An 18925-nucleotide genomic window follows, 5' to 3' on the forward strand; every position below is an offset into this window, starting at 1 on the left:
GACGTGGCATAGGATCAATAGGAATAGATGGCGTTGAAGAACACTCCGCGGGCCCGGTCGTCGCCGGCCAACTTGAAGCGGTATTGCAAGGACACGTCGACGTACGAACGTGGTGCGTCGTACTTGCTCTCGCGGAAGACATAGCGCGTTGACACCCCCACCCCCGCGCCGATCGGCACGCTGCCGTTGACGCTGCTGTCGTAGTCCGCGCCGATGACAACGTACGGGAACACCGTCCAGCGCGAGCTGACGCGATCGATGCGATAAGTACGGCCAAACTCGGCGTTGGTGGTGGCGTAGTTGGTGCCGGCCTGCAAGTAGCGTCCGGCCTCTGCGTAGAAGCGCCCCGTCCACCACGACGGCACGTCGATGCGGCGCTCGGTGCCGAAGCCGTCCGAATAGGCGGCACGCGCCAGCCAATCGCCGTTGGCGGCGGAGCCGATCGGGATCACGCGCTCGATGGCAAAGATCGCATTGACGTCGGCAAACGGCTTGACGCGTGCGCCCACGGCTGCCTGCAGCGTCTGGGCGCCGCTGGCTTCACCGCCCTTGACGCCAAAGCTTTCGAAGGCGCGGGCATAGACCTCGAACATCCGATCACCCAGCGGACCGAACGGGCGCCAGTATCCTTCCACGCCCAGCTGCCACGCGTTGGCATCGCCGGGCGTGTTGGCCAGCAGCGGGCCCGAGGGCATGCCGCCGCCACGGTAGCTGAGTGTCGCGTCGAAGCCCCAGTTGCGCGTGGCGTCGGCATGGGCCTCGCGCATGTCGAGCATGGCCTGGGGCGTGGGTGGCGGGTCGTCGCCCTCCGGCGGCGCAAGGCCGGCATCGATAGCGCGTTCCAGGTGCGCGATGGCAAGCTGGTTGCGGCGCGCCGCCATGGCCGAATAGGCGGCATCAGTACGCTCGTCGATGGACAGCGGCGTGATCTTGTCCGCGCGCTCGAACAGGTCGGAAGCGGTTTGGTCATCACCAGCGCGCTGCGCGATGTATGCGGCCGAAAGCGGCGGCAACGCGTCGAGCAGCCCGTTGTCAACGATCGCCTTCGATTCGCTTGTTGCCGCCCGCTCCTGCTTGGCATCGATCAGCGCATTGACCAAGTCAACGCGGTGCTGTGCATCCTGCGGCGCGGCCTGCACGGCCTGGCGTGCGTATTCAAGCGCCGCCTTCGTGTCTTTCGCCTCGGCAGCCCGGGCAGCCGCCTGCGCCGGCGCAAAGCCGGGGTCTGCCGGATACAGATCGCAGTCCGATCCGAACTCGCTGCTGGCACAGTCGATCACCGGGCGCGCAGCCACGGCCACGCGCTGCGTGACAGTCTCGGCAGACGGCGCCGGTGTGGCCGTTGCTGCTGATGCAGCTGCCAGCGCAGTTTTCTGCTGCAGGCGCGCGCTATGTACGCGCATGGTGATGAGCGAATCCGTGTCGTCGTCAATCGGCTTGAGATCGCCGAGCATGTCGATCACGCGCTGCGGCTCTCCCTGGGCCAGCCAGATATCGGCGGCGATGGTCTGCATCGAACGCCGCACAGCGGCCGTGGCATCGGTCTGCTTGGCCGCTTGTGCCAGGTCAGCGTTGGCCGCCGCCGACTTACCCTGTGCCGCGCGTGCGTAGCCGCGCAACGTCCAGGCCATGATTTCCGTATCGTCGTAGGCGATGGCATCGTCCATCGCGCGCTCCATGCCAGCCAGATCGTTCGTGGCAAGCAGCCCGTCGATGAGTTGCAGGCGGTAATCGAAACGCGCCGGTGCATAGACGACAGCCTGACGCGCCAGTTCGATGGCACGCGTCGTATCGCCTGCCTGGCGCGCATTGAGCGCCGCCTCGGCCACCTTCATGCCCAAGCCGACGCCAATGAACTCGCGGCGGATACGCAGTGGCTCGCTGTCACCAAACTGGCGGACGGCGGCCATGTCGGCGTCCCAGGCAGCGGCGTCATCGCCGGCTGCGCTGGAAGCATCGATCAGCAACAGGCGAAAACGCTTCAGGTCCGGACGCAGCGCAATGACCTCGTTGGCGTACCGCGCAGCACCGGCAAAGTCCTTTGCGTTGTAGGCCTGGTAGGCATTCTTGGCCGCTTCCAGCGCTGTGCCGGTCAGCAGTGCGCCGCCCTCCTCGTCCTTGGCCAGCGCTTGCCCGGCCGCGTTGGCAGGTGCTCGCAAGGCGGCAACGCGCTTGCGCTGCTCGACAAGCTGCGGGTCTGGGCCAAAGCGCCCAACAGCGCCGTTGAGCACGCGCCCGGCCTCCGCATATTGACGTTGCGCAGCCAGTGCGTCAGCCAGCAACAGGTGAAGCGACATGACGTCAGGACGCTGCCGGATCGCCTCGCGTGCCAGTGCCACGCAACTGCTATAAGCGCGGCGCTTGCAGGCGTCGTATGCCTGCTGCGCGACACGATAGGCGGCACCGGCCAGCGGCAGTGGCTGTGCGCCATGCGATGCATGCAGGAGCGTTGGCGCGCACAGCGCCCCCGCCAACGCGGCCATCGCCAGGCGCGCCGGCATGCGTTGCTGGAATGCGCGCGCGGGTTTCACGTTCAGTTGCCTCATGCCGCTACCGCCAGCACCCCGCCCAGGCGGTGCTGCTCCTTGATCACGTCTTCCAGTGCTGCGTGCGAGATCACGCCCCGGCTGACCATGTAGTCGCCGATGCGGCCGTCGCGGTGCGGACTGTAGTCGCGTAGCGTGGTGTCAAATGTTTCGCGCAGGACATGGCCGCGCTCGATCAGCAGGTCGCCCAGCAGCGGCACGCCACGCGCCGAAGCCGCACCGTCCGCCTGGGTGGCATGCGGCGCGAGCGTGCCTGCGGCTGCCACGCTCATGCCGCGCAACTGGCGCAGGCCCATGGCGATTTCGCCTTCACGCACGATCCGCTGCACCACATCGCGCTGCAGTTCAGCGGCCACCCGCGCAAGCTCCGCGTCCTGCAGCGGGCTGGCAACCAGCAGCACCGCGCGCCCCGCGGCGTCATCGCCTTGCGGCAACACCCGGTGGCGAATCACGGTATCCAGCGGCAGCAGGTCTGCATGTATGCGCAGTTGCTCCAGGTCAAGCGCACCACGCTCAAGATCGGCCTGGAAGGCGATGGCCTCGGCCAGCGTTTCGTCGTCCAGCCAGCCCTTGGCCATCAGCACGCGGCCCAGAGGTGCTTGACGGGCATGCGCGTCCTGCAGCGCCTGGTCCAGGTTCTCCTGTCCGATCGCCTGCCACGTCACCAGTAATTCGCCCAACCGCGGACGCTCGCCGGTGAAGCCGTCTTCCGACGGGAAATCGTGCATGGTCTTGTCCCATGCCAGCCGCTTGCCGGTCAGCAGGTGGGTGAGGAACATCTTCCACGCCCGCGATACCGCCATGAAGTTGATGAAGTTGCCGACGATCATGCGCGGCACCGACAACACGCCGTGCTCCCATCCGTAGAGCTGCGTGACAAAGTACACGCGCTGCACCACGCGCAGCGTCAACGCAATGGCGTTGAACCACAGCAGCGTGCCCAGCCATTCGTACTTGGACAACGGCGAGGCGATCAGCTCGGGCATCCAGCCAAATTGATCGACCACGGCAAACAGCAGAAACTGCACGATCAGCACATAGGCCAGAATGCCGACGAACGCGGTGACGATGCCTTTGCGGTCACGCGCGAGCAGATAGCGGTTGGCCGGGCCGCCGGTCCAGCCGGTCTGCTTCCAGCCCTGTAGCCCGATGCCCAGCGCCCAGCGCGCCCGCTGCCGATAGGCCGTGCGGAAGGTATCCGGGAAGAACTCGCGCACGCACAGCGGCATGGTGAGCGTGAATTCGCGCTCCGGCCCGAACCCAAACCACGATTTGCGCCGCATGCTGAACTGCACGGGAAAGCGCGCGAAGATGGACTGCATGCCCATCTTGCCCAGCCGTGCGCCCACGTCGTAGTCCTCGGTCAGGCTTTCGGTATTGAAGGGCTGGTTGTCGGTCTCAGCGGCAAGTGCCAGCAGCGCGCGCCGAGAGAAACACGTCCCGACACCGGCTGACGGCACCGTGCCGGCCAGGCTCTCGCGCACCACAAGGTCCTTGCCGTGCCACTCGGCAAACTCGTCCATGTACGTGCCGGCCACCAGCTCGAACCAGTTGCGCTCCAGCGAGGCCACCGGCAGCTGGATCATGTCCTTGCGCGGCAGCAGGTAGTTGTAGAAGCGCAGCTCCAGCGGATGCAGGACATCCTCGCTGTCATGCAGCACCACGCCGGCAAACTCGATGTTGTGGTCGCGCTCGTGCTTGAAGATCGCCTGGATGACCCAGTTCAGGCAGTCGGCCTTGCAGGTCGGGCCGTCGTGCGGCACTTCCACGCGGCGCAACTGCTTGTAGCGACGGCGCATGCGCTCGACTTCGTTGATCGTTTGCGCATCGTTCTGGTACGTGCCGACGAACACCATGTAGCTGCGGTAGTCCATCACGCTGACCATGTTCTCGATCATGGCCGCGATCACGTCGTACTCAAGCCATGCCGGCACCATGATGGCGATCGGCTGCTCAGCGCGGGCCTTGAGCTGCTCGACCGTCAGCGGCGTATGCACGCGCTTGACCGTGAAGAAGCGATAGACCTCGCGCACCCAGAACCACACGTCGATGAACAGATCGTCGAGGCTCGAAATCAGGATGAGCACCGCCACCACGACGGCCAGCAACTCCAGCCCGTGGTAGTACTGGGCCAGCAAGTGGCCCGCATACCATTGGATAGCGTCGAGTGTCACGACTTCGACTGACGACGCCGGCGTGCGTAGCCCGCCACCGCCAGCAGGATCAGGAACACCACCACCACGATGCCCGGGCCGGCCCATGACCAGAAGCTCTTGGTCAGGCGCGGGCGGTCACTGTCGCTGGGCAGGACCTCACCGGGGTGCAGCGTGTCGAACACGCGGGCGATGCCGTCGCTGGCCACCACGGCAACGTCGCCGCGCGACAGGCGCAGCGTGGCTGGCAATACCGGTGCCACCGGCCCGACCGTGCGATAGACCACACCCGTTGCACTGCCCGCCTTCGCCACTTGCACGATGCCGAGGTTGGTCAGGCCCGACACATCGGCCAGCAACTTGTCGGAGGTCGTCGTCAGCGTCAGGCGATCCTTCGACAGCACAGCGCGACCGGTCTCGTCGCGCAGCGGCACATCGATCGCCAGGAAGGTGTCTTTGGGTGCGGCCGCCTCGTTGTCAGCCACCGCGGTGAGCTGACTGCGCGTGGGCGCGATGCCGGCGGCATTGGCCAAGCGTGCAACACGCGGCAGCGTTGCGGCTGCATCGCCCAGATAGGCGGTCGGCACCATCACATTGGCCTGCGAGGCAAAGCGCGCAACCATGCCAGTGAAATCCGGGTCCAGGCTGGCGGTTTCCAGCGTCACGTGGCTACTCGGCAGCACGGCCACCGGATAGCCTTGCAGACGGGCACGGCAGCCGTCTTCAGGCGGGCGCTGAAACAGCACGCGCAGCAAGTTGGAGGCGCCCAGCGCGTAACGCGGGATGCGCGCCGTGATGCGCTGCACGCGGCCGTCCTGCTTGAGCAGCTCCGAGCCGATCAGCATGCCGTTGAAATAGATCGACGCAACCTGGCCACCCACACTGGCCGACGGTGCGGCTGCAATGTCGAGCACCACCTCACCCGGCAGCTTGCCCTGGCCGGAGACGGTGCTCAGGTCGAAGTTGGCATCCCACGTAGCACGCCCCAGCACTTCCATCGTCCGGGGCTCGCCGCCCAGCAGTGACAGCGCGACCTTGTCGCCGTAGGCGTGCGGTGCACCTTCCAGCTGGTGCACCACGATTCGGTTGGACGTGTCGATGGGGCGCCACGCTGCCGCCAGTGCCGCCACCCCGCCAACATCGCCCGTCACGATCACGACCTGCCCCGGCAGATGCGCAAGCCGCACTTCACCTGCCGTCAGCGGCTCGGTGATCGGCGCCCAGGTCTGCACACGCCATTGGTCAAATGCTGCGGCAGCCGCTGCGGATACCGCAGCAACCTGCGCACGCAGTGCATCGAGCGATGTCTTCAGGCCCTCGCGCAATGCGTCATCCACCACCACGATGTCCGGTGCGAATGCCGAGCGCGACGCCAGCAGCACGAACGCCCCCGCTTCCGCCGGGCTGGCAAGCTTGCGCTGGCCGCCGGCAGCCAGCGCGGCAAATGCCGGCACGGCCTGCAACGCCTTGGGCACGCTCACCCCGGTCAGGTCAACCGTATCGCCCGCCACGGGCCATGCACGCACGGCCGGACGCTTGTTCTCCGCCTGGAGCAGCGCGATCGTCCGCCAGCTCACGTCGTAGGCGGGTGCACCCACCTTGTTTGCGCTCAACGCGACGGTCGGCGCCGTCGGCAATGCACTCCACGCCGTGCGCAGATCGTTGACCGCAGCCGGGTCAAAGCGATACGTCAACCGCGACGTGGGGGCGATCCGCAGCACGTTGCCGATGGCGGTCTGATCGGTACAGATGGTGTCGTTGATGATGGACGACCACTGCAGCCCCAGACGGACAAAACCCGTGGGCCGTGGTCCGCCGTCAACACCCAGGCTGGCCGCTGCATCGCCCTGAAACTGGGTAAAGCCGCGCGCCAGTACCGGTGCGCCGTCCAGCGACACCAGCATGGTGGTGCGACCGCCGTCTGCGCGCATGTAGCCGCCATCCAGCTGGAGCGTTGCGTCGAAGATCGGCAGGTTGGCGGGCACCGGCAGGTACAGCTCGCGGATGGCATCCGGCGCCTGTAGCACCAGCGGCTCACGCACGCCCACGTCTGCCAGCGACAGGCTGCGCGCCACGACGCGCCCTTGCGAAAGCTGGGCCAGTGCCGCACCCAGGTCATCAGGGGCCGCCTGAGCGCTGCCCGCAACCAGCAAGGCGACCGCAAATATTGCCGCCGACGCGCGTGTCATGCAGCGAAAAGAACGTTCAGAATTCACGTCGATAGTCTCGCAATGATGGATGACGCCTTATCGCAGCAAAGGCTCGCGGGCAGCTGCACCAACAGCGGTGCGACCGGGCCCGTCAGGATTGAATTCGTGGAACGGCTGCCCCATCAGTGCCGCCACGATGCGGGCCGATGCGTGGCCGTCGCCGTACGGATTGGAGCGGCCAGAGAAGGTCTCGCCGATCGCCAGGTACTCCAGCACCGTGCGCGTCTCCCGCACGATCGTTTCGCGCCGGGTGCCGACCAGGCGCACCGTGCCGGCTGCGATCGCCTCGGGGCGTTCGGTCACGTCGCGCATCACCAGCACCGGTTTGCCCAGCGCCGGCGCCTCTTCCTGGATGCCGCCCGAGTCAGTCAGGATGACGGCCGACCGCTGCATCAGGCGCACGAAGGTCAGGTAGTCCAGCGGCTCAATCAGATGTACGTTGGGCTCGCCACTGAGCGCCTGCCGGACCGGCTCGCTGACGTTGGGGTTGAGGTGCACCGGGTAGACGATCTGCGCGACGTTGCTGCGGGCAAGATCGCCCAGCGCGGCAATGATCTCGGCAAAGCCTGCGCCGAAGTTCTCCCGGCGGTGGCCGGTGACCAGCACCACCGGCTGCTGCGGATCGAGAAACGCCAGCGTCTGATCGAGCTGCACGCGCAGCGCGGCGTCCGCATCGATGCGCGCGGCGCTCATATAGAGCGCGTCGATCACGGTGTTGCCCGTCACGATGATGCGGCCCGCCAGCGACTCGGCCAGCAGATTGGTCCGGGAGCTGTCGGTTGGCGCGAACATCAGGTCGCTCATCACGTCGATCACCCGGCGGTTCATCTCTTCAGGCCACGGCTGCGCGAGATTTCCGGTACGCAGCCCCGCTTCCACGTGTCCAACCGGGATCTGCCGGTGGAATGCGGCCAGCGCGGCGGCGCAGGCCGTGGTGGTATCGCCGTGCACCAGCACACGGTCCGGCCGTTCACTGGCGAGCACTTCGTCGATCGAGGCAATCAGCCGCGAAGCCAGGCCGTTAAGCGTTTGGTTGCCCGTCATCAGCGCAAGGTCGTGATGCGGCCTGACGCCAAACAGGTCAAGCACTTGCGACAACATGGTGCGGTGTTGACCGGTCACACAGACGACGGACTCCACGCCCGCCGTCAACTCGAGCTGCTTGACGACCGGCGCCATCTTGATGGCCTCGGGGCGCGTGCCGAAAATGGAAAGGATCTTGGTTGGCATCAGGATTCGTTCTCTTGCAAATGCACCGCTGCGGCCGACAACGGCCACGAAGCGAAACAGCGACGGTTCACGATCCAAGCCGGGCGCGACACTACAGGGCGCCAGCGTTTGCGTGCAACGCCAGCTGTGGCCACCCGGCTCACGACGGTTTCAGCAGAAAGGTGGAGTGCAGACGTGCGGGCATCACCCGCAAGCGTGTGTTGCGCCGATCACCCATCCGAAATGCTTGGCCCGACCACTAATCGATCGGTTGACTCGACCACGCGCAACTCGCCGTGCAACACCCGGGCAAAAGCACCATGCCGGGCACACAAGGGCGCGCTGCCAAGTCAATGCCGGAGGACAACGCCCCCGGGCCTGGGAAACGGCATCTGAGAATCAGGTCGGACCGAACAGGACGTCGACCCGCGTGCCATGGCGGCACGGGTGTGTCGGCAGACGGGACAGCGCCCCGTTCTGCGTGATAGAAGTGAGCGTCGCGATCCCCATCAGGGCATGCTCGCGCCTCACCATAGTGCGTTGTTTCATAACTTCCCCGTCACCAATAGATACAGACCAACATCGTCCGACCACCAACTCAAGGCTTAAACCTTCTTATTGATTGGATTACTTATTTTTATTGTCGCTATACCCCCCGGCTGTCTGTGCAACAGCCCGCTTCAGCGGGTACGGCAACGCGCATACTAGCGCAAGACTTCCTGGTACGTGCCCATCCACCGTAGGGAACGCTGACTTTCCAACAATTGTTAATTATTCGGTTAGCGTTTCTTCACAACCCGCTGATACTGGGTTGATGAAAAAATGAACGGCATTTGAGGAAACGTCCAAAAAATCCGCCCAGTTGCAATGACCGTTGAAACAAAATCGCAGCCATACCACCTATTCGCCCCACAAACCGCTACCCGCGTCGTTTAGTCGCAATCCGCACTGAATACTCGGGCAAACACCGCGGCGGCGCGATGCCGGACAAGTTCAGGAGCATGCTGCAGTACCTGATGCGCTGCGCATATGCTGACGAGCGGCGCCGCCTTGCGCACTTCGGCACGCGCCATCACGCGGGACAGGCAGTTGGATCGATTCAGAACCGGTGCCGCATCTACCCCAACATTCAGGCGAATGCACGATGCGAGACATAAGCGGCATGCGGAAATTCTTTAAAAATCCTGAGGCTCAAAGCAATTGCCAACTCCGCCCAATCGTTCCTGTGCCGCCGCCACAGCAATGTCATCGATGAGCGGAATATGCCGTGCTTCTCGCAATTTCATCCGCACTAGAGCAGACTGAATTTTACCGGAATACGAATACGATATCAGCCCGCCAAGACCACCCATTCGGGGGGCTATCGATTCAAATATCTTTGATTGAGAGTCATCTTCTTTTGATTGAGCGACATTTCGCATTGGCGGCTCGAAACCGGGGCACGATGTTCGGATAAAACTGCGCGCGTGCCATGCCCCACCGCGATTCCGCGCAACCTACGGCACGACAACATGCACAAGTGCCGAAAGGACCACTCGATCGATGCCACGCTCGCGGATCTGGCATCGCCCGTCCCCTCATCTCTGGCCAGGAGTATTTCCCGCGTCCCATGTGCGGAATCAGGTGCAATGGATTGACCAGCCGTTATAACCGACCCTATATTGCGCTAGAAACGCGCATATTGACGCTCATCCGCCGGCAAACGCCCTGGCACACCACGCATCCGCATGACCGCTTCTGTCTGGACGCCCCTGCTGCTCTCATTGAAAGTGGCCGGCTGGGCGACTGCCCTCAACCTCGTACTGGGCGTGGCCGCCGCCTACGCGCTGGCACGTACGCGCAGCCGCCTGCGTGACCTGATCGACGCCGTATTGACCTTGCCGCTGGTGCTCCCGCCTACGGTGCTGGGCTACTACCTGCTGGTGCTGCTGGGCCGGCGCGGCACGATCGGCGGGTGGCTGGACAGCATGGGCATCCAGCTTGTCTTTACCTGGCAAGGCGCGGTCATTGCCTCCACCGTGGTGGCGTTTCCGCTGGTCATGAAGTCGGCACGCGCCGCCTTTGAAGGTGTGGATCACCAGTTGGAAAACGCGGCACGCGTGCTCGGCCTGCCCGAAGCGGCCGTGTTCTTTCGCGTGACCCTGCCGCTGGCTGCACGTGGGATCGCCGCCGGGGTCTTGCTGGCGTTTGCGCGCGCGCTGGGTGAGTTTGGCGCCACGCTGATGATTGCCGGCAACCTGCCGGGCCGCACGCAGACGTTGTCAGTCGCCATCTACGAAGCGGTGCAGGCCGGTGACGACGCCACGGCCAACACGCTGGTGCTGATCACCTCGCTCACGTGCATCGTGGTGCTGGTGGTGGCCAGCCGCCTGCTGCAGGGGCGCGCGCCCAGCCTGCAGGAGCAGCCGGCATGAGCGCAAATCAAGCGGTGATGGTGGATCTCGTCGTACAGAAAACGCTGACCAGCGCGGCGCGCGTGTTCTCGCTGGACATTGCGGTGCGCTCCGCCAGCCGCCGCGTGGTGCTCTACGGCCCATCGGGTGCCGGCAAGAGCCTCACCATGCGTGCCATCGCCGGCTTGATGACGCCCGACCGGGGCCGCATCGTGCTGAACGGCCGCACGCTGTTCAACCACGCGGATGGCGTCAACCTCAGCACACAGGAACGCCGCGTTGGCTACCTCTTCCAGGACTACGCCCTCTTCAACTACCTGACGGTGGCGCAGAACATCGGCTTCGGGCTCAAGCGCGGGTGGTTCAATCCGCCGCGTCGTCTGCACGGCCAGCACGACGCGCGCGTGCAGCAATGGATCGAGACCTTCGAGCTGGAAACCGTGGCCGCCAACTACCCGACGCAGATTTCCGGCGGACAGCGGCAGCGCGTGGCACTGGCCCGGGCGCTGATCGCCGAGCCCTCGATGCTGCTGCTCGACGAGCCCTTCGCCGCGCTGGACCCGGCACTGCGCACGCGCATGCGCTCCGAGCTGTCGGCGTTGCAGCGGCGTCTGGATGTGCCGATGCTGATGATCACGCACGACCCGGCGGACGTGGAGATCTTCGGTGACCACGTGTTCGAGCTGCGCGACGGCCGTGTCGTGGCGGATGCCGTACGCGCACCCGATACGGCACCAGCGTCACCGTATCCGCACCTGACGGCGGTGGCGAACCGCTCGGCCTAGAACACGCCCAGCGCCAACCCAGTCGCCATCGCCTCACCAAGCGAGCGGCAACGCTCTAGATCCTGCGCGTCGATCTGCTTGGCTGCCAGGATGGCCTCCGGCGTCTGCGCGTGGGTGCAGACGATGATCGGCTCGGCCACGGGCCTGAGCCGCCAGCCGGTGGCAATGCGTTCGATTTGCCGCACGGCATTCTGGCCATCGCTGCCCGCGCAGATGAGGCACGCATATGGACGGCCATTGACCCGGTCCAACGCGGGGTAATAGCAGCGGTCGAAAAAATCCTTCAGTTGCCCGCTGATGGCGGCGAGGTTTTCTGGCGTGGCGAACACGTAGCCGTCTGCCGCGAGCACGTCATCGGGGCCCGCCTGCGCCGCGTGGAGCAAACGTACGACAACGCTGCCTTCCCCAGCGGCGCCGGCCTGCGCGGCCGCTGCCATCTGCCGGGTGCCACCCGTCATCGAGTGATAGACGATCAGCAGCGTCTTGGAGGCAGCCATGAGGCTCAGGCCAACCCCAGGATCACGCTCGACGCCTCGAACACGGCCACGGCTTCCACACCCTCGGCCAGGGCCAGCGTTTCGACCGCCGTGCGCGAAAGCATGGCCACCAGCACCGTTTCCCCCGCCGATGCGGCATTCGTGTCCAGCAGGCGCAGGCGCACCTCGGCCTGCACCGCACCGTCACGGATTTCCGTCACCACGCACGGCAACTGGTTTTCCGCTGAGACCCGCCACTCACCTGATCCGCGCAACAGCATCACAGCCGGCGCCTTGATGAGCGCGACGGCCTGCACGCCCGGCGCCAGCCCCAGCGTTTGCGTGCTTTCCTGCGTGATGGTGGCCACCACGGCCTGACCGCCGGGCAAGCGCAGCGTGACGGCATCGTTGACGGCACCGGAGGCCACGGACTCCACCGTGCCGAACAGCGTATTGCGCGCGCTCGTGCGCAGCATCAGGCGGCGCAGCAGGGTGGCATCTTCGCGGGCGGCCTGGGCAGCGGCGTCCAAGCGTTCCACAAAACGGCGGTGCTCCGCTTCCAGCATGCGGAAGCTGTCGATCAAGCGCTGCGCGCGCGGCGTGAGCACACTGCCGCCGCCGCCCTTGCCGCCCGTGGTGCGGACCACCAGCGACTCCCCGGCCAGGTTGTTCATAGTGTCGATGGCATCCCAGGCGGCCTTGTAGGAAAGGCCCACGGCCTTGGCACCCGCCGTGATGGAGCCCGTCTGTCCAATGGCGGACAGCAGTTCGATGCGACCGTGTCCGCCCCAGTTGTCTTCACCGGCGCGCAGCCAGATGGTGCCGTCGAGTTCCAGCATGTCGTCTCGTGTTGGATGGAGATTGCAACATGCGGATGTTAACGCCGATTCGGGGCACATCGCGCCGGTCGGGGGGAAGGGGGGGCGGATCGGCGCATCGTCGGGCGGGGCGAACTCAAGCCACCATCAAGCGCGGCGTACGCACATGCAGCAGCACCGAGCGCGAGAGCAGCAGCCCACCCAGGAACCCGAACAGCGCACTGAACAGCGTCATGAAGCTGGCCGATTGCAGGACCTCCGGATGGATCGCCAGCATCACGTTGTAGGCGTAGCGTGCGGTGAACAGGCCCAGGATCACCACCATCGGCACCCAGCTGCCAGGCACACGCACGGTGCCGGTCGACTCGGAGACGGCACCAGTGGGCGGCGCCAGGCGCGTCAGCAGGAAGGCCGCCGCAATGGCCGCCAACCATGCCGCCAGCGCGCGCACGCTGCCGTGGCTGGCCATCACCACACCGTAGAACGAGTACGCAGCCACCACCACCGGCAGCACGATCAGGCGGCGGCGCGATACCACGCGCGGCTGCGTCTGGCGCAGGCCAAGCGCGATCAGCATGGCAAACACCACGAACACCCAGGCGGGCGTATGCGACACGATGGAGGTGATCGATTCAAGCATGGCGGTCTCCCTGTTGGAATGACCCCAGCTTAGGCGCCGCTTCCCGCACATGGGAGCGGTTTGCGACGAATGGCAGGAAGGCTGGCGCGAACGGTCAGCCCAGGAGCTCAGCCCAGACAGTCAGCCCAATGCGGCGCGCATACCGGCGTCCACCACTGAGAGGTGCGCCCGCAGCAGCCGGTCGAAACCGTCCGCCGTGACGGGCTTGCCGATGTAGTAGCCCTGGATCTCCTGGCAGCCGGCCTTGGCGAGAAACTCCACCTGGTCGGCATCTTCCACGCCTTCGGCCGTGACGGTCATGCCCAGGGCGCGCGCCATGGCGACGATGGCCTCGGTCAGCGCCACAGAATCCGGGTCGCCAGGAATGCCCGTGATGAACGAGCGGTCGATCTTGACGTTGCTGATCGGGAAGCGCTGTAGGTACGACAGCGACGAATACCCCGTACCAAAATCGTCGATGGAAATGCGGATGCCCTGCGCGGTCAACGCGTCGAACATCGGGCGGACTTCATCCGCGCCGCCCATCAGCAGGCTTTCGGTAATTTCCACTTCCAGCGCGGTAGGCGGCAGACCGGTCTCGGCCAGCGTCTGCTCGATCATCGGCACCACATCACCGGCCTGGAACTGGCGCGCCGACAAGTTGACCGCCATGCGGAAGTCGTAGCCCAGCGCCTCGTACCACGTCACGGCCTGTTCGCACGCGCGGCGCAACACCCATTCGCCGATCGGCACGATCAGGCCGGTTTCTTCGGCCACCGGAATGAACTCGACCGGCGAGATGGCACCCAGCTTGGCGCTGTTCCAGCGCAGCAGCGCTTCGGCACCAACGATGCGGTGGCTGGCCAGGTCGTACTTGGGCTGATAGACGAGCTGCAGCTCGTTGTTCTCGAGCGCGTCGCGCAGCGCGTTTTCCAGCAGGTAACGGCGCTGCAGGCGGGCGTTGAGTTCAGCGGTGTAGAACTGCGCACGGTTGCGGCCATTCTGCTTGGCGCGGTACATGGCGGCATCCGCCGAGCGCAACAGGTCGGAGCCCGAAATCCCATCGTGCGGATAGAGCGCCACCCCCACCGATACACCCAAGTAATAGCGCCCGTTGACGGTATCGAAGGGCTCGCGCATGGTCTGCAGCAAACGTTCCGCCAGCAGCGCGATGCGCTTACCTTCAACGCGCTGCTCAATCAGGATGACGAACTCGTCGCCGCCCAGGCGCGCGATCACGTCGCCGGGGCCAATGCAGTCGGTCAGGCGCGCGGCGGCGCTCTGCAGCAGCGTGTCGCCGCAGGCATGGCCGGCCGTGTCGTTCACGCTCTTGAAGCGGTCCAGATCCAGGAAGAACAACGCAAGCTCGCGGCTCTCGTCACGCGCGCGCTCGATGGCGGACTCCAGATGGGCGATGAAGAAGCTGCGGTTGGTCAGGCCCGTGAGCGCGTCATGCGCGGCAAGATGGCGCAAGCGCTGCTCGGCGCGCTTGATGTCGGTGATATCGGCGAACGACAGCATGATGCTGCTGGGCATCGGCTCGCCATGACGGCGGATCGGGATGATGTTCTCGCGAATCCAGACCAGCTCGCCAGTCTTGAGCAGAAGCCCGTAGACCCGCCCCAGGATCGGCTCGCCGCTGCGCTTCACGAGCTGCGAAGGCAGGCCATCGTGCGCGATCTCGTTGCCGTCTTCGTCAATCACGCGTTGCAGCGGATCCAGCCGGTTGCGGCCGACCAGTTGCCCGGCTCGCACGCGCAGGATGCGCTCGGCGCTGGCATTGGCGGCCAGCACCACGCCGTCCGGGTTCTGGATCAGCACCCCTTCGTTCAGGTGCGAGATGGCTAGGCGATAGCGTTCTTCGCTCTCGGCCAAGCCGCGCTCGATCGTGTCTTTCTGGATGGCGACGCCGGCCAGGTGGGTCACGTCGTCGAGGAAATTCAGTTCTTCTTCGCTGGGCAGGCAAGGCTGGCGGTAGAACAGCGTGAGCACGCCCAGCTTGTCACCACGCGACGAGCGGATCGGCAAGGCCCAGGCCGCCGCAAAACCGGCAGCCAGTGCTGCGGTGCGTTCATGCTGCCAGCGCGGGTCGGTTGCGATATCGCCAATGAGGGCCGCATTGCCGAGGTAGACCGCGCAACCGCATGCGCCGGCATCGGGGCCGACGGGCGAGTTCTCCAGCGTGGCCGCGTAGGTCGCTGGCAACGTGGGCGCGGCCGCAACGCGCAGGCGCTGAACCTCGTCCGGGTTGTCGGCATCCAGCAGCAGCACCGCCGCCATGGCATTCGGATAGACCTGCTCGACGTACAGGCACAAGTGGCGCAGCACCGTCGACAGCGTCGCATTGGAAGCGAGTTGCGCAAGCACGGCGTTCTCCGAGGCAAGCAGGCGACGCGCTTGCACGGCTTCGGCACGGGCCTGTACGGCGTGGCGCTCCAGCGCGTGGCGCGAGCCGGCTTCACGCAGCACCAGCATCACGGCCGGCTGACCTTCGTGCTCGCAAGCGGCGGCTTCACTGGCAACCAGCACATGGGTGTAGTCGGCACGCACCAGGCGGTGCTCGACGGGCTGTGCTGGCAGGCCACCGCTCACCATGCGCGCCAAACGCGGCACGACCTGGCCAACATCATCCGGATGGATCAGACCGGCAAGCTGGGCGCCCTCAAGCTGCTCCGGCGCTTGCGCATTCATCAAGCGCGCGGCGGCAGGGTTGGCACGCACGACGCGCCCCTCCATCGTCAGCAGCACGGCATCGGACGACAGGCGCGCCAGCGCATCGAAACCCGTACCCATGGCCTGCTTCCCGGCTACGGCAGCCTGGGGCTCGGTCACGGTCTGTGCCGCAGGCACAGGTGCCGTTGCCGGACGTGGCATGGCTTCTGGGGCCTGCTCCGCGTCGACAGGAAGGGCTCCGGCGTCGGCCGGATGGGAACGGGTCATCGGGGATACGGTTGCTTGGTCAGCGACTGCGACAGGAGATGCAGCCTACACGCGTTTCGACCCTATCCACAACGGCACGCCGGCGGAAAACTGAAGAGCGTTCTGCGCGATAACCTTGCCGCGGACATGGCGACATGCCCGCATGCCGGCGCGACGCGCAAAGAAAAACCCGCGCTCAGTTGACGAGGCGCGGGTTGAAATCTCTGGACCGTGTCGATCTGTTCCAGAGAGGAGAACCGACCCATGAAGCAACGGGCACATAGCTGCCGCGGCATCGCTTCCATGCTTTGAATAATAGTGTCCCGCCCCAAAAAACAAAGTGCGGAAAAGGCAGGGTATTCCATCCCTTCTCATAATCCGCCGCATTTTTTTCGTTTCTGTTTTTGGCACTGCACGAACCCCTTTGCTGCTTGTCCCGTCTGCGTGCGCTGGCACTTCCACGATGCACCGCACAGTGATGTTGATCGCGCATATAAATCTCCCCGGCACATTGGTTGGTCGGAACACGCGCGTGAATGTTCCGCATCAGGCTCGACATCTGCCGATTATGTCGATTGCATGAATCATTTTGCGCAGGGCGAATCACGTTCAGATGAGCGATGGGGCAGTTTGCCGCGTCAAGTTTCGACACGAAGTGCCGTTACACTCCAGAGATCCCGCCTGCCCGCGTAGCCTTACAGGCGCATTCTGACCCCCGTGCTTTGACCGTCATGCCGTCCCTTTCCCCCACGTCTCGATCGTCGTCCTCGTCGCATGGCTTGCGACGCCCCACACGATTGCTGATTGCCGTAGCAACACTGGCCGCACTGGCGACATTGCCGCGCGCGCATGCCTCAACGCAGCCGAGCACGCCGCTCACAGCGGCAGCCAGCGCGCCAGTTGCTGCCGAACCGCACGCACCGACTTCGGCAACGGTTGCCAAGAGTGGGAAGGAAGGCAAAGCCCCCACCTGCCAAGCCATCATGCAACGCCTGTCGGGCAGCCTGGCCGGCACGCCCAGCCGCGCCGACAAGCCCGGTGCTGTGATGGTCGACTTTGAAAAATCCGGCGTGACCATGGCCTGCAGCCACTCCGACGCCGTCGCCATTCCGGTGCCGGGCAACGCCAAGCCACGATGACAAGCTCCGCAATGGCGCGCGGTGTGCTTGCCGGCCTGCTGGCCGGACTGGCCATGACCGTCCCCAACGCGATCGCTGCCGAGCGCTGGATCACGCTGCCCGATCAGCCCGACAGCTACGCCTCGCTCGATACCGGCAGCATCCAGCGCATGCCCAGTGGCCCCATCAGTGCATGGGTGCGCGTGGAGGCGTCCAACCGTACGGGCATGCGCTCATTGCAGCGCATGTTCGGTGCCTTCCGTGGTGACATGGCCGACTTCCTCTACACCGTCGACTGCCGCAGCCGGCAGTTCTCGGTTTCGCGCGCCAAGCTGTACCAGGGCGCCATGACGGTCGCCGAGAAGCAGTTCGCCAACGATGCCAACTGGCAACGCGTGGACGGCGTGGGCCTGGCGGGTGCAGTGGCGCACGAACTCTGCTCGGGTTAGGGGCGACCTGAGCCGTCCGCGGCGGCACGATCGTTGGTAACATCGGCGCGTGCGCCCCACCCTCGATCCTACTTCGCCTGATCCACGCGTGACCGCAGACGCCAGCGTCTTCGGTACGCTGGCACGTGGGTCGCGCGCGTCGCTGGAGCGCGTTGCCAATCTGGGCGACGGCGTAACCGCCGCCATCTGGTGCAACGAGCACGACGAGGCCCGCTACGTTCAGCCGGGCCACCACACGCTGTCGGTGTATCTGCAGGGCGGCTACACCACGCACCGGCAAGACCTGCCGAACCTGTTCGGTGCGCCGGGCCGCGTGTGCATGCTGCCGGCCGAGCACGAATCGGCCTGGGTGATCGACCAGCCAATGCGCTTTGTCCACCTGTACTTCGCCCCCGATGCGTTGGCCGGACACGCAGTGCGTTTGCTCGACGCCGAGCCGCGCCTGTTTACGCTGCACGACCGCACCTTCATTGAAGACGCGCACCTCGCGCAATCGTGCGCGCGCATCGCCCTGCTCGACTGGACCGACCTTGACGACCGCATGCGCGCCAACGCGCTGGCCAATGACACGCTGTCGTATCTCGTGCAGACGCAGGGCCGCACGCGCGCACTGGCGGTGCGCGGCGGGCTGGCACCGCACGTGTGTCGCCGCATTGCCTCACGCATTGAAGCCGAGCTGCACTTGCTGCTGTCGGTCGGAGCGCTGGCAGCCGAAGCCAACCTGTCGGAATTCCATTTCGCGCGGATGTTTCGCGCATCGTTTGGGATGGCGCCGCATGAATGGGTGCTGCAGCGGCGCATCGCCCGTGCGCAGGATCTGCTCCGATCAACCACGCTATCGCTGGCAACCATTGCCGAGCGCTGCGGCTTTGCCAGCCCGAGTCATTTCAGCCGGCGCTTTTCCATGCAACTGGGTGCATCGCCCTCATGCTATCGACGAGCGTGGCAGGGTGTCTAAAGCGCACGCCCCAACGTGTCCGCACCGCCAAGGTTAGCTCCTCTCAAAGCCGCAACATCGCACCGCAGAGGCCTGATCAGCCTCCCCACCGCCACACAGGGAGAATCCGATATACGACAGAACTTGTCCTATCCCTGGCAATGAAAATCCGTACCGAAACGATTTATTGAGGAAGGCGTGACCAATACGATGGCGTTATTGCCGTTTCGCCATCTTCCCCCTACTGACAGCGATAAGTGCCTCGTTGCGTAACCGGCGAATTGCTTTTGACT

The 18925-nt window shown here is 65.2% G+C and carries 14 protein-coding genes; 5 read left to right on the forward strand and 9 right to left on the reverse strand.

The genetic code is table 11. The annotated features are described in order from the left end of the window. Positions 1 to 14: 14 nt before the first annotated feature. The 5 genes from ACS13N_RS18300 to ACS13N_RS18320 form a co-directional block, all read right to left on the reverse strand. Positions 15 to 2546, reverse strand: coding sequence for an NfrA family protein (locus ACS13N_RS18300; protein WP_438933045.1), 2532 nt, complete (start codon positions 2544 to 2546; stop codon positions 15 to 17). Further along, positions 2543 to 4720 carry a glycosyl transferase family protein gene (locus tag ACS13N_RS18305; RefSeq protein WP_438933046.1) on the reverse strand — a complete coding sequence of 726 codons (2178 nt, stop codon included), beginning with the start codon at positions 4718 to 4720 and terminating at the stop codon, positions 2543 to 2545. The genes ACS13N_RS18300 and ACS13N_RS18305 overlap by 4 nt, the downstream gene beginning before the upstream one ends. Next, positions 4717 to 6888: a cellulose synthase gene (locus ACS13N_RS18310; RefSeq protein ID WP_438933047.1), complete on the reverse strand. Its 2172-nt coding sequence runs from the start codon at positions 6886 to 6888 to the stop codon at positions 4717 to 4719. Before ACS13N_RS18310 ends, ACS13N_RS18305 begins: the two co-directional genes overlap by 4 nt. 57 nt (positions 6889 to 6945) lie before the next feature. After that, positions 6946 to 8139, reverse strand: coding sequence for a non-hydrolyzing UDP-N-acetylglucosamine 2-epimerase (gene wecB, locus ACS13N_RS18315; RefSeq protein ID WP_438933048.1), 1194 nt, complete (start codon positions 8137 to 8139; stop codon positions 6946 to 6948). A 1154-nt stretch (positions 8140 to 9293) separates the two neighbouring features. Next, complete coding sequence (locus tag ACS13N_RS18320; protein WP_438933049.1) at positions 9294 to 9539, reverse strand: hypothetical protein; 246 nt, start codon at positions 9537 to 9539, stop codon at positions 9294 to 9296. 306 nt (positions 9540 to 9845) lie between these two features. Here ACS13N_RS18320 and modB point away from each other — a divergent pair, with 306 nt between their 5' ends. Continuing rightward, the gene (modB, locus tag ACS13N_RS18325; protein ID WP_438933050.1) at positions 9846 to 10532 is read left to right on the forward strand and encodes a molybdate ABC transporter permease subunit; all 687 of its coding nucleotides are present in this window, start codon (positions 9846 to 9848) and stop codon (positions 10530 to 10532) included. Beyond that, positions 10529 to 11296, forward strand: a complete 768-nt coding sequence (locus ACS13N_RS18330; RefSeq protein ID WP_438933051.1) for a sulfate/molybdate ABC transporter ATP-binding protein — start codon at positions 10529 to 10531, stop codon at positions 11294 to 11296. Before modB ends, ACS13N_RS18330 begins: the two co-directional genes overlap by 4 nt. On the opposite strand, the gene ACS13N_RS18335 is transcribed toward ACS13N_RS18330, so the two are convergent. The 4 genes from ACS13N_RS18335 to ACS13N_RS18350 all read right to left on the reverse strand — a co-directional run bounded on the left by ACS13N_RS18335 (position 11293) and on the right by ACS13N_RS18350 (position 16149). Next, entirely contained in the window at positions 11293 to 11793 is a 501-nt protein-coding gene (locus ACS13N_RS18335) for a flavodoxin family protein (RefSeq protein WP_438933052.1), read from the reverse strand. The genes ACS13N_RS18330 and ACS13N_RS18335 overlap by 4 nt on opposite strands. Positions 11794 to 11798: 5 nt before the next feature. Beyond that, positions 11799 to 12611, reverse strand: a complete 813-nt coding sequence (locus ACS13N_RS18340; protein WP_438933053.1) for a TOBE domain-containing protein — start codon at positions 12609 to 12611, stop codon at positions 11799 to 11801. Between the two features lie 115 nt (positions 12612 to 12726). After that, positions 12727 to 13230 carry a DUF6622 family protein gene (locus ACS13N_RS18345; RefSeq protein WP_438933054.1) on the reverse strand — a complete coding sequence of 168 codons (504 nt, stop codon included), beginning with the start codon at positions 13228 to 13230 and terminating at the stop codon, positions 12727 to 12729. A 120-nt stretch (positions 13231 to 13350) separates the two neighbouring features. Continuing rightward, positions 13351 to 16149, reverse strand: coding sequence for an EAL domain-containing protein (locus ACS13N_RS18350; protein WP_438933055.1), 2799 nt, complete (start codon positions 16147 to 16149; stop codon positions 13351 to 13353). 710 nt (positions 16150 to 16859) lie between these two features. On the opposite strand from ACS13N_RS18350, the gene ACS13N_RS18355 reads away from it, so the two are divergent. The 3 genes from ACS13N_RS18355 to ACS13N_RS18365 are packed head-to-tail and all read left to right on the forward strand — an operon-like array spanning position 16860 to position 18653. Next, positions 16860 to 17267, forward strand: a complete 408-nt coding sequence (locus ACS13N_RS18355) for a glycoprotein (RefSeq protein WP_438933056.1) — start codon at positions 16860 to 16862, stop codon at positions 17265 to 17267. Then, complete coding sequence (locus tag ACS13N_RS18360) at positions 17264 to 17695, forward strand: hypothetical protein (RefSeq protein ID WP_438933057.1); 432 nt, start codon at positions 17264 to 17266, stop codon at positions 17693 to 17695. Before ACS13N_RS18355 ends, ACS13N_RS18360 begins: the two co-directional genes overlap by 4 nt. Positions 17696 to 17744: 49 nt before the next feature. Continuing rightward, positions 17745 to 18653, forward strand: coding sequence for a helix-turn-helix domain-containing protein (locus ACS13N_RS18365; RefSeq protein WP_438933058.1), 909 nt, complete (start codon positions 17745 to 17747; stop codon positions 18651 to 18653). Positions 18654 to 18925: the final 272 nt, after the last annotated feature.

This window comes from Ralstonia sp. 24A2, from assembly GCF_051783885.1.
In the GTDB taxonomy this organism is placed as follows: domain Bacteria; phylum Pseudomonadota; class Gammaproteobacteria; order Burkholderiales; family Burkholderiaceae; genus Ralstonia.